The organism is Tissierella sp. MB52-C2 (assembly GCF_030931715.1).
GTDB lineage: Bacteria > Bacillota > Clostridia > Tissierellales > Tissierellaceae > Tissierella.
Window position 1 is genome coordinate 3,738,422 of sequence record NZ_CP133261.1, and the last position, 16,292, is coordinate 3,754,713.

Annotated in this window: 17 protein-coding genes, 2 riboswitches and 1 other annotated feature; of the genes, 16 read left to right on the plus strand and 1 reads right to left on the minus strand. The window is 28.9% G+C overall.

Translation table 11 applies throughout. The features are described 5' to 3' along the window. Positions 1-114 precede the first annotated feature (114 nt). The 4 genes from RBU61_RS18710 (at position 115) to RBU61_RS18725 (ending at position 3,606) form a co-directional block, all read left to right on the plus strand. Positions 115-561: a GNAT family N-acetyltransferase gene (locus tag RBU61_RS18710; protein WP_308877193.1), complete on the plus strand. Its 447-nt coding sequence runs from the start codon at positions 115-117 to the stop codon at positions 559-561. A 106-nt stretch (positions 562-667) separates the two neighbouring features. Then, entirely contained in the window at positions 668-1,270 is a 603-nt protein-coding gene (locus tag RBU61_RS18715; RefSeq protein WP_308879844.1) for a GNAT family protein, read from the plus strand. Positions 1,271-1,735: 465 nt separating this feature from the next. After that, positions 1,736-2,356, plus strand: a complete 621-nt coding sequence (locus tag RBU61_RS18720; RefSeq protein ID WP_308877194.1) for a TetR/AcrR family transcriptional regulator — start codon at positions 1,736-1,738, stop codon at positions 2,354-2,356. Continuing rightward, positions 2,356-3,606 carry a cation:proton antiporter gene (locus RBU61_RS18725; RefSeq protein WP_308877195.1) on the plus strand — a complete coding sequence of 417 codons (1,251 nt, stop codon included), beginning with the start codon at positions 2,356-2,358 and terminating at the stop codon, positions 3,604-3,606. The genes RBU61_RS18720 and RBU61_RS18725 overlap by 1 nt, the downstream gene beginning before the upstream one ends. Before the next feature lie 139 nt (positions 3,607-3,745). Here RBU61_RS18725 and RBU61_RS18730 read toward each other — a convergent pair whose 3' ends face one another. Beyond that, complete coding sequence (locus RBU61_RS18730; protein ID WP_308877196.1) at positions 3,746-4,747, minus strand: aminopeptidase; 1,002 nt, start codon at positions 4,745-4,747, stop codon at positions 3,746-3,748. Positions 4,748-4,929: 182 nt separating this feature from the next. On the opposite strand from RBU61_RS18730, the gene RBU61_RS18735 reads away from it, so the two are divergent. The 12 genes from RBU61_RS18735 to RBU61_RS18790 all read left to right on the plus strand — a co-directional run bounded on the left by RBU61_RS18735 (position 4,930) and on the right by RBU61_RS18790 (position 16,282). Next, positions 4,930-5,304 carry a hypothetical protein gene (locus RBU61_RS18735; protein ID WP_308877197.1) on the plus strand — a complete coding sequence of 125 codons (375 nt, stop codon included), beginning with the start codon at positions 4,930-4,932 and terminating at the stop codon, positions 5,302-5,304. Between the two features lie 10 nt (positions 5,305-5,314). Next, entirely contained in the window at positions 5,315-5,854 is a 540-nt protein-coding gene (locus tag RBU61_RS18740; protein ID WP_308877198.1) for a metalloregulator ArsR/SmtB family transcription factor, read from the plus strand. A gap of 57 nt (positions 5,855-5,911) precedes the next feature. Then, a complete protein-coding gene (locus RBU61_RS18745) occupies positions 5,912-6,199 on the plus strand; it encodes a DUF2087 domain-containing protein (protein WP_308877199.1) in 288 nt (95 codons plus the stop codon). A gap of 346 nt (positions 6,200-6,545) precedes the next feature. Continuing rightward, positions 6,546-7,556: a DUF4037 domain-containing protein gene (locus RBU61_RS18750; protein ID WP_308877200.1), complete on the plus strand. Its 1,011-nt coding sequence runs from the start codon at positions 6,546-6,548 to the stop codon at positions 7,554-7,556. A gap of 142 nt (positions 7,557-7,698) precedes the next feature. After that, positions 7,699-7,961 (plus strand) — a binding site (T-box leader). Between the two features lie 111 nt (positions 7,962-8,072). Beyond that, positions 8,073-8,615 (plus strand): GNAT family N-acetyltransferase, encoded by a 543-nt coding sequence (locus RBU61_RS18755; protein WP_308877201.1) that lies wholly within the window; start codon positions 8,073-8,075, stop codon positions 8,613-8,615. 75 nt (positions 8,616-8,690) lie between these two features. After that, a complete protein-coding gene (locus tag RBU61_RS18760) occupies positions 8,691-9,311 on the plus strand; it encodes a GNAT family N-acetyltransferase (protein ID WP_308877202.1) in 621 nt (206 codons plus the stop codon). A 193-nt stretch (positions 9,312-9,504) separates the two neighbouring features. After that, positions 9,505-10,518: an ABC transporter ATP-binding protein gene (locus RBU61_RS18765; protein WP_308877203.1), complete on the plus strand. Its 1,014-nt coding sequence runs from the start codon at positions 9,505-9,507 to the stop codon at positions 10,516-10,518. Further along, positions 10,499-10,732: a hypothetical protein gene (locus RBU61_RS18770; RefSeq protein ID WP_308877204.1), complete on the plus strand. Its 234-nt coding sequence runs from the start codon at positions 10,499-10,501 to the stop codon at positions 10,730-10,732. Before RBU61_RS18765 ends, RBU61_RS18770 begins: the two co-directional genes overlap by 20 nt. Before the next feature lie 140 nt (positions 10,733-10,872). Next, complete coding sequence (locus RBU61_RS18775) at positions 10,873-12,456, plus strand: sensor domain-containing diguanylate cyclase (RefSeq protein ID WP_308877205.1); 1,584 nt, start codon at positions 10,873-10,875, stop codon at positions 12,454-12,456. 25 nt (positions 12,457-12,481) lie between these two features. Beyond that, a complete protein-coding gene (locus tag RBU61_RS18780; RefSeq protein WP_308877206.1) occupies positions 12,482-13,696 on the plus strand; it encodes an RtcB family protein in 1,215 nt (404 codons plus the stop codon). Positions 13,697-13,756: 60 nt separating this feature from the next. After that, positions 13,757-13,846: riboswitch (SAM riboswitch) on the plus strand. Between the two features lie 67 nt (positions 13,847-13,913). Further along, positions 13,914-14,021: riboswitch (SAM riboswitch) on the plus strand. A gap of 142 nt (positions 14,022-14,163) precedes the next feature. Next, the gene (gene metA / locus RBU61_RS18785) at positions 14,164-15,036 is read left to right on the plus strand and encodes a homoserine O-succinyltransferase (RefSeq protein ID WP_308877207.1); all 873 of its coding nucleotides are present in this window, start codon (positions 14,164-14,166) and stop codon (positions 15,034-15,036) included. Positions 15,037-15,052: 16 nt separating this feature from the next. Beyond that, positions 15,053-16,282 carry a homoserine dehydrogenase gene (locus RBU61_RS18790; protein ID WP_308877208.1) on the plus strand — a complete coding sequence of 410 codons (1,230 nt, stop codon included), beginning with the start codon at positions 15,053-15,055 and terminating at the stop codon, positions 16,280-16,282. Positions 16,283-16,292 lie beyond the last annotated feature (10 nt).

The window sequence follows — 16,292 nt, forward strand, 5'->3', positions numbered from 1 at the left end:
TTTAAAAAAGAAAGGGTGGTTTTCATGAGAAATATAACTAAATTATTAAAGTATAGTGCAAGGAGGGTGCACTCACTTTAACCCTCCAAAATGAAAATTTTAGGAGGAAATATTTTGATAGATAATAAAATTATTATTAAAGAAACAAGTAAAGATGATTTAGAAAACGTCATGAAACTATGGAATAATGGAGATGTAATGAAATTTGTAGGTTTTCCTGATGGATTGGGAACAACTATAGAAAATCTTGAAAAGTGGATTATATGGGCAATTCAACCACCATATCGTTGCCATTATTCTATTTATTTAGAAGATGGTACTTATTGTGGAGAAACATTTTATAATACTGATGTTAACACTAAGACGGCTGAATTAGATATTAAAGTATTATCTAATGCTCAAGGTAAAGGAATTGCCTCTAAAGCCTTATCATATTCTATAAATAAAGCTTTTAAAGAAGGGAAGGCTGAAAGGGTATATGTGGAGCCACATCCAGATAACATTAGTGCATGGAGACTTTATGAAAAGTTAGAGTTATGGACCTCGCCCTGCTTATCTTGAAGGTAATAATCCATATTTAGAGATTACAAGAGATGAATGGCAGAAAACAGTAATTGAAGAACAACTATTTAATGATTTTAAGGTAGAGATTAATTTTAAGGATATAATACTTCGTGATTATATAATAACCGATATAGAGGATGATATTCGTTGGATGACAACTGAAGTTCAATGGCATGACTGGGATGCACCATGGGAAGCAGAGGAACAGTTATTAAAGTTTAATCCTGATGAATTTAGAGAAAAGCAGATAAAAAGGCTCAAGAAAGTACGCAGTAGTGGTATTTTAAGAACTTCATTTGAAATTTGTACAAAAGATGGTGTTCATATTGGAGGCTGTAATTCATATTTAATTGATGATAAATATGAGTGGATACCTAATACAAAAGATAACAAAGGGTATAGAACTTTAGGGATTGATATTTGTGAAAAATCTTATTGGAATAAAGGATTTGGCACTCAAGTGCTAGTAGCACTTATAAACTATTATATAGATCATGAAATTAATGAAATCTATACACAAACATGGTCAGGAAACCATAGAATGGTTAATCTAGCTAAAAGGATTGGGTTTGTAGAGTGTGAGTGCTTGGAGAATTCAGTCCTTGTAAGGGGAAATATGTATGACGGTCTCACTTTTAAATTGGATATGGATAGATACAAAGATTTTTATAATAGATTAATCAGTAATCATATAAGCAGATGTTAAAATAACTGGCTTTATTAAGTAAGATTTATTGTTTTGTTCTTAGATTTTTCAGTAGGAAAGTAATATCGGATAATTAAGCAATTGTCCTGTATTGATAGAGTGCAGATAGTTATATCTGAAATTAGGTGGTACCACGGACATATATAGTTCGCCCTAAGCTTTAAACATTAAGGCTTGAGGCGAACTTTTTATTTTATCTTATAAATGATCGAAAGAATAACATATGTCTTAATGATGTAAACAAATAGAATTATATAAGGAGGCTTAATTATGATTTATGATAGAGAAAATAAAACAATGTAATGAAGAAAGGTCGATGCGAAGATCTTATATATTATGGCATTATAAATCTATAATTAGTAAGATATATGTAAAAAAATTAAGCGAAAAATATTGACCAGGTAGTACATTTATGGTAATATAACAATATTGACCACATGGTCTAAAATGTAAAGAGGTGATAATTTGAAACGAGAAGAAAAAAATTTGCTAACGCGACAAAGAATAATTGATAGTGCAATAGTTGAGTTCGGAACTAATAGTTATGCAGAGGCTTCCTTAAATGCAATTTGTAAAATTGGAAATATATCTAAAGGTATTATTTATCATTATTTTAAAGATAAAGATGAGTTATATTTAGTTTGTGTTAGTGAATGTTTTCATGCACTAACAACTTTTCTCAATAATGGAGAAACAGTTTTTTGTAAATTTGAAGAAGATATGAAAAGATATTTAGATATGCGTCATGAATTCTTTGACGAAAATCCCTACTATAGCAATATATTTGCAAATGCAGTATTACAACCACCTAAACATTTAATTGAAGAAATAAAAAAAAGAAAAGTGGAATTGGATACCCTTAATGTAAATTATTATAAAAGTGCACTTCAAAATGTTAATTTGAAAAATGATATAAGTGTTGAAGATGCCATCGAATATTTTTTAATATTTCAAGAAGGATTTAATAATTATTTTCAAAATAAGACTTATGACAATTTTAGAAATTTACTAAATGATCAGGAGCTTAAATTAAGTAAGTTATTAAAGACTATGACTTATGGAATAGCACAGGAGGATGGGAAATAATGATTCAATTAGTAATGAGACTTTTAACTGCAATTGTTATCGCATTTTTTATAGGTAAACTTGTATCTAAGATGAAGCTTCCTGCTATATTAGGTTGGCTTTTAACAGGTATGATTTTAGGACCCCACGCAGTAGGGATAGTAAATGAATCACTATTGAATGCTAGTTGGTATAGAATAGCTTCAAGTATCTTGGAATGTGCTGTAGGTCTTATGATTGGTACAGAACTTGTACTTAAAAAGTTGAAAGAATCTGGTAAACAAATAATTATAACAACTCTGACTCAATCTTTAGGCACATTCTTTTTGGTGACTTTATTCTTTGGAATAATCTTTCATTTTATGAACATACCAATATATTTGGCATTTATCTTTGGAGGAATTGCACTTGCTACAGCACCAGCCCCGGCTTTATCAATAGTAAAAGAATTTAAAACAGATGGGCCAGTAACTAGAACTTTGATTCCCATGGCGGCCCTTGACGATATTGTTGGTATAATAGTTTTCTTTAGTGTTATTACATTTGTAACAGCAGGAAATACAGAACAATCAACACCTTTATATTTAACTTTAGCAATGATGATTTTATTACCACTTGTAATAGGAGCTGTAATTGGATTAGTTGCTGGAATTTTCCTTAAACAAGAGCGTTCCAATAATGCAACTTTGCTAATTACAATTGTATTTATATTGGTAGTTGCAACTATAGGATTGATCTTCAATAACTTAATTTTACCAGAACCAATGCTTAACTTTATGCTTATAGGAATGGCATTCTCTGCTGTCTTTTCAAATATGGTATCTGAAGAAAGACTGGAACAAATAATGAATAGCTTTAATCCAATTTTAGGACTTTCTATGATTATAGTTATCTTAAATCTTGGTGCACCTCTTGATTATCATTTGATTTTAGGGGCAGGGATATTTACAGCAATATATATAATTTCAAGGGCAATAGGTAAATATTCAGGAGCATATTTTGGAGCAAAGATAACAGGTTTACCTCAAACTGTAGAAAAGTATTTAGGACTTACACTATTGCCTCACTCTGGTGTTTCCCTTGTTTTCACAGGAATTGCTGTTACATCAATAAGTGGATTTGATCCTGATTCGGCAGCTATAATTCAAGGAACAATCGCAGCAGCAGCAGTTATAAATGAAGTTATAGCAGTTATCATATCGAAAAAGGCCTTTGAATGGGCAGGAGAATTTGGGAAATTGGAAAATGGAAGACAAGAAAGAATAGAATAACACAAATTCTATATATTCTTTAATTTACGTGATTTTAGCAGAGGATTATTGATATAAGTACATGTCAAAATAACTTGTTTCGCTAATTTGAATTTATAAGATAGTTTATTAGGAGGTAGTCGACTACCTCCTAATAAATCTAATTAAAGATTACATCATCACAGGTAAATACAAAGTCCATGTGGAAAGGGCAGTTGTTTTTTCCACCGAATAAATGGTTCATTCCCAACCCTATATGGTAAGTACCTAAGGACTTTTCGTCAATAGATGAAAAACCTATTAAATCTTTAACTTGAGGATTTAGTCCGATTCCAAACTCACATAGGATTCTGAAATTTTCTGGTAGTGAATTAAAAAATTCATCTAATTCTTGAGAGGAAGAATTTATAAGTTTACCATCTTTAAAGGTCATAAGTACGTCTCTATATATTTGTCCTTTTAGATTGATTATGGAGATTAGTAAATCTCCATTACTATTATTTTCTATAGGAGCTATATAAACTTCACCTGGAGGAAAATCTCCACACCCGTCATCTACAAACCATTCCCTATTATTAATATCTAATTTTAGTGAATATTCTTTTCCAGTGAGTATTTCTATACTGTTCTTATCCCTAAGGTTTTCGACTTTTTCCTTACAAGATTTTTTTAATTTAGGAAAGTCTACAGATAAAGCATTACATAAAGCCGAACTATAAATATCATAATCTAAACCTGCATTAAATGCATTTATTTCTGTAGGAACATTAATCTGTATATAATACTTTTTATCTTGAGTTAGAGAATTAAATAATTCACCCAAATATTTCTTGAATTTAGGTATATTTGATTCAGAAATTCCGCTAGGTAAACTAGGAGAATACATAAATATATCTATTACTTGCTTAAAAGAAGATAGATACTCTAGATATTCTTCAGGTGTTTCTAAATTATTGTCAATTAAATTTAAAACTACTTTTTCAAAGAAAGAGTTCGAGCAATGATGCTTAAAAGGAATCACTCCTTTTTTACTTATATTTTCTGAAATCAAATCTAAAACTTCTAAATCTTCATTATCACCCCAAAAGTTTAATAAAACAAAATCTCCTTTCTCAAAGGGAAATCCTTCACAAATATTTGGAATAAGATCTATAAATTCCATACCAATACCTCCTGAGCAGATTTATTTTGATATATATCAAATCATATTTTAATATAAAACCCCTTAAAAAGCAATCTAATTTTACAACTATAGAATTAAATATAGGAATAATATATAGATAGGTATTGAAATAGTAATTTCGTTGATATACAATAAAGATATAAATCATAGGGGGGAATAAGATGAAGGATATAAATTGGTTGAAGGAAAATTATTTGAATTTTTTAGAAGAAAAACAAGGAAATTATAAAAGAAATATAGAGGATTTACGGAAAAAGGAATGTTTAGATGAGGCTAATTTAGAAAAGGTAAGACTAAATATAGTTGAAATATTTTATAAAATGTTTACTATTAGTTTTAGTGATAAAGCTGTAGAATTAGAAGAAAAATATCTAGGTTTCTTCCATAAGATAACAAAGCCTTGGTATATAAATAAAGAAAAAGCTTTAAAGTTTGGAGAAGAAAAGGAAGTAATAATCGAAGATATAAAAATACAGGAAGCTGAAGAACTGAAAAGTCGATTCAAAGAATATTTTAAAGAGATACATATTGATTAGGGGTGGTAGAGTGAACTCATTAGAGATTTTCAAATGTTTGGCAGATAACTCTAGACTAAGAATTATAAATAGTTTAATGATAGAGCCTATGTATGTGGAACTACTGGCTGAAAGATTAGAACTATCTGCTTCAACTATTTCCTTTCATCTTAAAAAATTAATGGAGGCTGATATAGTATCATGTAAAAAAGAGCAATACTATACAGTTTATAGATTAAATGAAAAGATATTTTCAATGAATCTTAAAGATTTAGTAAAGGACAATAGAAATGAAGAAGAAATTTTAAATCAAAGAGAAGAAAAATATAAGGAAAAAGTAATAGAATCTTTTTTTAAGTATAACAAGCTAAAGGATCTGCCAGTACAGAAAAAGAAAAAACAAATAGTTTTAGAAAAAATAGTGGAAAGTTTTGAAAGGGATAGAACTTATACAGAAAAGGAAGTCAATCTGATAATAGCAGATTTCCATGATGACTTTTGTACCATAAGAAGAGATTTAATAGGATTTAATCTTATGGAAAGAGAAGATGGAATATACAAAAGAATATAGGATACAAGATAATATGAATTTGATTTAGATAATATCCTGTAAAGAGGAGGGAATATATTGGAGAATAGTGGAATTGAAAAATGGATGAAAGAAAATAGAATCATTAATTTACCCAGAAGGCAAAATGATAAAATGAATATTTTTTGTTATATAACTAATTTAGAGTTTAAAACTGGAGTAGAGTATACTGAAAAAGAAGTTAATCATAAATTAGTTAATTATTATGATGATTATGCTTTGCTGCGTAGGTATCTTGTGGACTTTGGATTATTAGAAAGAAGCAATGATTGCTCTGTATATATTCGTAAGCAGGATAGAGAATATGAAGCAAATAATAATTATTAATATTATTTACAAATAATTGAATTGGATATATAATTCAATTATGTAACAGTATAATGTTTGAAAGGTGGAGTGCTATCCGATTAGATTAGTGCTGTATATTCAAAAAGCATAATTTGATACGGAGAAGTAAGATAAAATCATTTATTAATATAAAATGGCGAAACTGTTTTTCAGTTTATTTGGTGAACCATTTTATTGTTATATGATTTTATATTACTCTTCGGATAGTTTAATTACTAGTTTATTATGGAAACCATAGAGTAAAATCTATGGTTTTTTATTTTATTAAAATTATACTGTTACATTTATGCTTTATTTGACTATTAGTTGGAAGGAGAATGTTTTTATGACAAGACCATATGTAAACTTAAAAAGTGAAAATAAAATTAATGATTTTATGTTGGCATTACAAAATAATATAAAGAAGTTTGAGGACTTAGAAGGTGTAGTTGGGATAACCCTTAATGGAGGAATGTCACGAGGTTATGCTGATTATCTTTCAGAAATTGATATAGTTATATATTTAGATAGAAAGAATTATGAACTATGGAACAATGGAGAATCACCTATATCACTTGGTATTACTAAGAATGATAAATATCTTTATGATATAAAGATATTAAATTTAGACGATGAAAAACAAAAATCATGGGATAACGTAGCTTTATGGGATTTATCTTATTCAAAGATTTTATATGACCCTAAAGGAGAAATAAAAGAACTGGTAAGTGATAAACTTACAAATAAACCAGAACCATTACAAGCAGAAGGATTACTTTTCAGTTGTTGGTGGTATTTTAAACTGGCAGGTGATATATGGATTCATAGGGGAGATACAGTACAAGGACATTATATGATGAATGAAGCAGTCACTAAATTGTTAGAAGCTTTATTTATAGCAAATGGTGAATATATACCCCATGAAAAATGGATTATTCATTTTAGCAGAACTCTCCAGTGGACACCTACAGAATGGGATATGAAAATTTCTGAGGCAATGAGTACAGGGGATTTATCATTGGAGAGTTTAATTAAAAGGCAAGATAATATTAAAAAATTATGGGAAGAAATAGACTCATATATTATAAAAAAAGAATGTCCGTATTTTAAACTTAGACTTATGCAGAAAACCTTTTACGATTCGCTCCAACTATTGATTAGTAATGATTATATAACAATTGAAGAATGGAATAAAAATGCAAGTAAAGCATTGCTATCAGCAGAACCTTTTTTTAGTTGTGTAACGGTTATAGATGAAAGGATTATTTTTGATAAAGAAAAAGCTTTATCAATAAAACCAGAGGATTTATATTATTGGCATTATGAAATATTAGAAAAAGCGTTAATGAAAATGTAATGTTTATTAATAACTGTTTTGTTAATCTAAAGATAAAAAAAGTATCATTTATTTTGTAGAACTATTAAATAAATTTTTAAAAATCAAAAAATTATATTGACTTTTAAAATACATTAAGATATTATAATACAAATGAAAAAATAAAATGGCTTTGAAAAGGAGGAGTACATACTTATCTAAAGTTTAGAGAGAAGATGGTTGGTGAAAATCTTCGTGAGGAAAGTATGGAAGTAGCCTTTTAGCTGTGAACTGAAAAGATATAATCTTAGTAGGCTTCAACGGAAGTTTCCACCGTTAAAAGGAAAGCAATATCGGATAATTAAGCAATTATCCTGTATTGATAGAGTGCAGATAGTTACATCTGAAATTAGGTGGTACCACGGACATATATAGTTCGCCCTAAGCTTTAAACATTAGAGCTTGAGGCGGACTTTTTATTTTGTCTTATAAATTATTTGAGGAATAAAATATGTCTTAATGAGGTAAACAAATAAAATTATATAAGGAGGATTAATTATGATTTATAATAAAGAAAATAAAACAATTACTACTGAGAGACTAGTACTAAGGATATTTGAAAAATCTGATGCAGAAACTGTTACTAAGCTTTGTAATAATTATAATATTTATAAAAATACATTATATATACCTTATCCATACGCCATAGATTGTGCTTTATCATGGATGAAAAATCACGTTGATAACTTTGATGCCGACAGGTCATATGAGTTTGCTATTACAGATAAGGAGACAGGAATGTTATATGGTGCTGTAGCATTATCTAATAATCAACGATTTAATAATGGAGAAATAGCATATTGGATTGGGGAAGAGTTCTGGGGAAATGGATATGCTACAGAAGCAAGCAAAGCTATTTTAGAGTTTGCCTTCAATGTTAAAGGATACCATAAAGTATATGCTCGATATTTTGCCTCAAATCCTGCTTCTGGTAGAGTCATAGAAAAGCTAGGTATGGTAAGAGAAGGAATTTTAATTGACCATGTAATGAAGGAGGGACGATACGAAGATCTCATACATTATGGTATTATAAGGCCATAAGTTTTAAGGGATTTGAGAGAATAATCAAGTTGTACAATATATTCCTAAAGAAAACAGTAAGGAGGAATAATAGTTATGTTTAATAGTAAAATTATGAATAATGAGGAGATAAGTTCAAAAAAAGTTTTTACCATAGATTGTAAGGATATAGTATTAATAGAGTTTAGATTGGAGGATTTGGATGAGCTATATGGTCTTACATTACAACCTGAAATAACAGATTATTTACCTGATTGGAAAGCAACAAAGGAGCAGCGTAAAGAATGGTTAATAGATTTTCATATGAAAAGTAATAAAGAATTTTTAGAAGCTGTTCCAAACATTGGAGAGCAATGGTTAAATCTAGGTATTATATTAAAGGAAACAAATGAGTTTATAGGATGGTGCTGTACAGGACCAAAGGATGAACTGCCTTTACCAAATAGAGAGATAGCCTATGCCATTTCAAAGGATTACAGATCTAAGGGGTACACAACTCAGGCAGCAGAAGGATTAGTAAAATATTTATTTGAAAATACTAATGTTGAGGTGTTAAATGTAATAGCGTTAACACATAATATACCTTCAAACAGGGTAATTCAAAAATGTGGTTTTAGCTATATAAATATTATTGAGATCGAAAATGAAGAGTTTCACCATTATAAACTTAGTAAAAATGAATGGATAAGTAAAAACGATTGTTTTACTAATTGTTGAAATTATGCCATTATTTGCTATACTTAATATAATGAATATAGAATTCCCCTCATGAATTAATATTAAAATAACCAGCAAACAATAATTAAAATTAACGGAGGTTTGAGATGGTTAGGCTAAGATAAATATCATATTAATAGGTTTCCCATAAAGATAAATGAATAGGTAAAATTAATATGAGGGGATTGATTTTATGAAAAAATATCTAAAGAAGCATAAAAATATCTTAATTTTAGGATTATTTTTTGTTTTGTTACAAACATCTACTTCTACTATATTACAGTTTCAAAAAGGGAATATGATAAATAGAGCTATAGAAAAAGATGCTAAAGGGTTAATAGTATCCACTAGTTTGTTACTTTTAATGATTTTATTAGAAATCGGATTTACCTACTTTGGGGAAAGAATAAATAATTTATTCTCTTTTAATCTCACTATGGATTTAAAAGGAGGATTATTTAAAAGCATTATTTCTAAATCCATTGAAAATAATAGAAAAAAAGATATAGGGCATTATATATCATTATTCAATAATGAATTAAATGCCATAAGAATGGATTTTTATGAAAGTATTACGTACATTCTTTTTTTAGTAAGCAGAATTGTATTTGTTTTCATTGGACTGACATTTTTGAATCTTACAATAGCTGCTGTAGCTCTAGTAACATGTTTTATTCCATTGGCAGTGCCGAAGCTTATGAAAAATGTAATATCTAAGATTAAGACCATTGAGTACGAAGAACTGTCTAACTTCAATCAATATATTTCAGATAGATTTAATGGACATCGAGTTATTAAAATCTATGGAGCGGAGGATTATACTAATAATGAATTTCAGCAGGTAAATATTACAACGGGGTCTGCTATATATAAAAGTAGAAATCTAAGGGTACTTCTACAAGTGCTTTCAATGATTTGCTCCTATATGTCATATTTTATAGTCCTTGGAATGAGTGTTTTCTTTGTAGCTAAGGATATATTAAATGTAGGAGAAAGTGGTTCAGGAAAGTCTACGATATTAAAAGCAATCAATGACGAATATGGAGATTGCAAGGGAGAAGTTCTCGCAAATAATATTCCTATAAAAGAATATTATTTAGTTGATAATCTTGCATTAGTTGATCAGGAGCCTTATATCTTCAAGGGAAGCATAGAAGAAAATATCAAGCTTGGTCGTGAAATAGAAGATGAGGATTTCTTTAGCTAGAGCATTAGTCAGAAATACTCCAATTCTGCTATTAGATGAAATTAGCTCTTCTTTAGATAATAAGCTTGGAAGAAAAATAGAAGAATATTTATTAAAAAGAGATGACCTTACTGTCTTACTTGTTACTCATAAAGTGAACGAGGATTTTACTAAATATTATGATGATATAATAAGATTTGAAGAAGGTAGACTAGTAGATTTAAATATTAACTAAGAAATACTCCAGTCATTAAAGACTGGAGTATTTTTTAACATTCAACTAATTTTATGTAACAAGTTACAACTATTAAAACAGTTATGATACAATAAAATCATAAACAGCAAGGTAATTAGTAATCTGAAAGGATGGTCCAATTGAAAAAGCGGATATATAAATTAATTGACAGAATTGATAACCTAGAGAGAGTAAGAAAACTATATGTTTTTCTACTTATCTTTTCCATAGTTTCTCTATTAGTTATTGTGAATTATTGTTATATATCTACTTTTAAGGATGTAAAAGTATTATATGCTCAATATACTAAAGATCGGATTATAGATATGAAAAAGGATTTTCTTGAGGATTCTGTTAATAATATGATAAATAATATTCAACAAATAAAAGTTGAAAAAATAGAAGTAAATAGAAACCGTATAAATAGAGCTGCTAAAGTTATAGGAGAATATTATGAATCAAAGAAAGGTGATTTTTTAGAAAAAACCATTGACTACTTTGAGACAGGAACTATAAAAGGGACTTTCGACATATTTATATTGGATAGGTTTACAGATAAAATCTTATATCAAAATAATATAAAATATATGGAGAATACAAGAAATATCTATGATTATATTGATGATTTAAAGAAAGAGTCGATAGTATATAATGAAGATAATTATGGAAAGTACTATATTTTTTATGGAGTTACTGAAGACTACATAAAATATGCAACCATGGAATCCATAAAAAAAAGGATACATAGTGATAGTTTTGAAAATGATGCTTATATTTGGATTAATGAGGTTGTAAATTATGAAGGTGGAGATAATTATGCTATCCGGCTTATTCATCCAAATCTAAAAGACACAGAAGGTATGTATTTATCTACAAAAATGCAAGATATTGAAGGTAATTATCCTTACCTGACAGAACTCAATGGAATTAAAGAAAATGGGGAAATACATTTTACCTATTTTTTTAAAAAGAAAACATGTGATGAAGTTGCTGAAAAATTAACTTATGCAAAGTTATATAAAGAATATAACTGGATTATTGCAATGGGTGTTTATTTCGATGAAATTCAACCATATATAGACGAAATTTCTAAGGATGGTGATAAAGCTATTTCTAAAATGATTACACTGGTAGGAGTCTTATCACTTGGATTAATCCTTATAGGAATTTTAGTAGTATTAATTCTAGAACATTGGTATTATCAAAATTCTAATAAAAAATTAAGAGAAGAATTAAATATAGATGAACTCACTAAGGCTTTTAATAGGAGAGCTGCAACAAAAAAGTTGCAAGAAACATTTTATTCATTTGAAAGATATAATAGTATTTTTGCCATTATTATCTTTGACATAGATGATTTCAAAAAAATAAATGATAGTTATGGGCACGACGTAGGGGATAGAGTTTTAAGAAATCTTGTAGAAATCATAAACAAATCTACAAGGAAAACAGACTTTCTTTATAGATGGGGAGGGGAAGAATTTATTCTTATTTGTGAGGGGCTAAAAGAAGAAAGCTTAAATTCATTTACAGATAAGATATTAAAAGATGTAGAAGATTTTCAATATGAAAGTCAAGGAGAAAAATATCATATAACTATATCAATAGGTGCTTCTTATTTTAATAAAGATGATGAAGACTTTTTATCCGTAGTTAAAAGAGCTGATATGGCTCTGTATAATTCTAAGAGAGAGGGAAAGAACAGAGCTACACTTAATATATAATATGATTAAATAAGGATGTGATTTTATGGAATTACAAGGAGAACATAATATAGCAAAGGTTTTTACCGATAATCTTGAAGATGGTGCAAAGGAACAGATACTTGAATTACTAAATCAAGATTTTGTTAAGGATTCTAAAGTTCGAATAATGCCTGATGTTCATCAAGGTATGGGGTGTGTAATTGGCTTTACAGCTGATATGGGAGATAAGGTAATACCCAATATTGTTGGAGTTGATATAGGATGTGGCATGCTTACTGTAGAGCTTGGACATATAGATATAGATTTACCTAAATTAGATGATATAATACACAAAAGAATTCCGTCAGGCAAATCTACTCATAATGAAAGGAAATCCAAATTTGACAAATTAAATGATTTATATTGTTTTAGAGATTTGAAGGATACCAAAAGAATTGAAAGAAGTATAGGAACATTAGGTGGAGGCAATCATTTCATTGAAGTCGGAGTAGATAGTAAAAACAACAAATACTTAGTGATCCATTCAGGCAGTAGAAATCTAGGGAAACAAGTTGCAGAGATATATCAAAGGCTAGCTATAGATTTATGTAGTGGAAAAGAAGATTACTTTATTAAAAGAGATGAAATAATTACTGGATATAAAGCAGAAGGTAAAAGAAAAGAAATAAAGAAGGTGCTTGAAGAACTAAAAAAGGAATATGATAATCTCCAACCTAGCTATCCAAAAGCATTATGTTATTTAACTGGAGAATATAGAGAAAAGTATTTACATGATATGAAAATTTGTCAAGAATATGCAAGCTTAAATCGTGAAGTGATGGTAGATATCATCCTACAATCTTTATTTAAAAAAGGATTGCATGAGTTTACCTACTTTGAAACCATTCATAACTATATTAATTTCAAAGATAATATTATTAGGAAAGGGGCTATATCAGCTTATGAGGGAGAGAAAGTTTTAATCCCTATAAACATGCGAGATGGTTCCATAGTTGCCATAGGAAAGGGAAATCCAGATTGGAACTATTCAGCTCCCCATGGTGCAGGAAGACTTATGAGCAGAAATGTTGCAAAGGAATCTGTTAATTTAGATGATTTTAGAAAAAGTATGGAAGGTATATATTCTACATCAGTAAATGAATACACATTAGATGAATCGCCTTTTGCCTATAAGCCTATAGAAGAAATACTCAATAATATTACTGAAACTGCCAAGATTGTAGATATAATAAGGCCAATATATAATTTTAAAGCATAGGAAAAATATTGTTGACATATTTAGACCCCTATGCTAATATGATTAATAACTTAATAGCTTTACTTATCAAGAGTTAGGGTAGAGAATTAGCTCTATGACCCTACGCCAACCTGTTATTTAACAAGGTGGTTCTGCTAATGCCGATAAGAGAGATTTCATAGAAAATCAACCTTCTTAGCATTAGCTAAGAAGGTTTTTTTAATTACAATTTAATATTTTCTTATCTAGAGTGGTGGAGGGACTGGCCCAATGAAACCCAGCAACAGTTTTAAGCTATGGCTTAAAAAATGTGCTAATTCCTGCGGTGAAAACTGAGAGATAAGAAGTGGAGTTATATTTTTATATAAAAAATCCCTTCTTATCTTAGAAGGGATTTTTCAATTATAAAAGGGGGAGTAAAAGATGAAAAAGGAAATCGAATATTTAAATGAAGGCTTGAGATTAGTATATATGGGTGGGTCTAATATATGGGTTTAGTAATCAATGAAAATATTTTAGCAATAGATTTATTAAGAAAGGATAATATAGACATTGATCTTCAAGGCGACTCTCAGGATTCTCTAAAGGTATTAGTATTAAATTTAATGCCAAATAAATTGGATACTGAATATCAACTATTAAGATTATTGGGAAATAGTTTTGTAGACATACAGGTAGATTTTCTATATGTAAGATCACATAAACCTAAAAATACAAACTTGAATTACCTAGAAAGAGCTTATAAAACATTAGAGCAAATAAAAAATACAAACTATGATGGAATGATAATGACAGGTGCCCCCTTAGAATTTGTGGATTTTGATGATATATCTTATTGGAATGAGTTAAAGCTTATAATGGATTATTCTAATAAATATGTTAAGTCCACTATATATCTATGTTGGGCAGCAGTAGCAGGACTATATTATAACTATAAAATACCTAAACACATCATTGATAAAAAGGTAGTAGGAATATTTAGTCATGAAATCATAGGAAGAAATTCTCTATTATTTAAAGGGCTTGAACAAGAAATAATCTCCCCACATTCTAGATATTTTGAAATTAGGGAGGAGGATATAAGAGATATAAGGGAATTAGAGGTTTTATCTAAATCTAATGATGTGGGAATATATATATTGGCTGAAAGAGAAGGAAAGGCAATATATATTACAGGACATCCAGAATATAATACAGATACTTTAGAAAATGAATATAAAAGGGATAGAAATAAAGGGTTAGCACCTGATTTGCCTAGAAATTATTTTCCCAATGATGATTTTTCTCTAGTACCTAGAAATACATGGAGGAATCATTCACAGATATTAATGGATAACTGGATAAGATATTGTTTAGTGTAAGAAAAGGGGTGTAGCAATGTTAAATATTGGGTTATTAGGATTGGGAGTAGTAGGAATAGGTATTGTCCAGATATTAGAAGAGAGAAAAGATTATTTAGAAAAGTTTATAAAAAAGGAAATTAATATATCTAAGATACTGGTAAAGGACATAGAGAAGATAAGAGATATTGAAATAGATAGAAGAAAGCTTACTACAGATATTCATGAAATAATCGAAGACAATAGTATTGATGTAATTATTGAAGTTATGGGTGGTTTAGATAAGCCCTATGAATATATAAAAGAAGCATTAAGTAGAGGAAAGAATGTGATCACAGCAAATAAAGCTGTAGTAGCAAAATATTTAGAGGAGTTAACAGATTTAGCAAGAAAAAATAACAGACTTTTTCTATATGAAGCTAGTGTAGGTGGAGGAATCCCAATTATAAAACCATTAAAGGAGCAAATAAATATAAATGAAATACAGGAAATAAGAGGGATTTTAAATGGGACTTCTAATTATATACTGACAAGGATGGTAACAGATGATTTAAGTTTCAAAGAAGCCCTAGAAATAAGTCAAAATTTAGGTTATGCAGAAGCAGACCCTACTGATGATATTGAAGGTTATGATACTAGAAGAAAACTTAGAATTTTATCTACGATTGCATTTAAAGATAGGATAAATGAAGATAATATCTCATGCTATGGCATCAATAGCATAAATTTTAAAGATATAAAAAATATAAAAAACATGAATTGTACGATTAAATTGTTAGGTACAGCAGTCTTAAATAATAATAAATACTATGCTTCTGTTGAGCCAGTTATTTTGAGTCAGGATTCTTATCTGGGAAAAGTTGATAATGCTAAAAACTTAGTTTCTTTTATAGGAGATATGGTTGGAGAATTAAGGTTTTTTGGAGAAGGTGCCGGGAGATTTCCTACAGCTAATGCAGTATTAAGTGATTTAATAGACATTACAACCAATACTTATCCAAAAATGAGTTTGGGAGTGAATATAGATTTAGATAATATGAACAGATTATATAAAGGAAAATATTATATGAGAATTGACACTAGAGAAAATACTGAAGATAAAATAGAAAAATATATTAAGGAAAATGGGATTATAGAAAATATGATTGAGAAGAAAGAGGGCATTATATTTACAACTAAATCCATATCAAAAGAAAAATTAGAAAGAATGACAGATTTATTTAAGATAGATAAGAAAGATTACTTCACTGCAAGATTAGAAGTATAAAAAGGGTGTG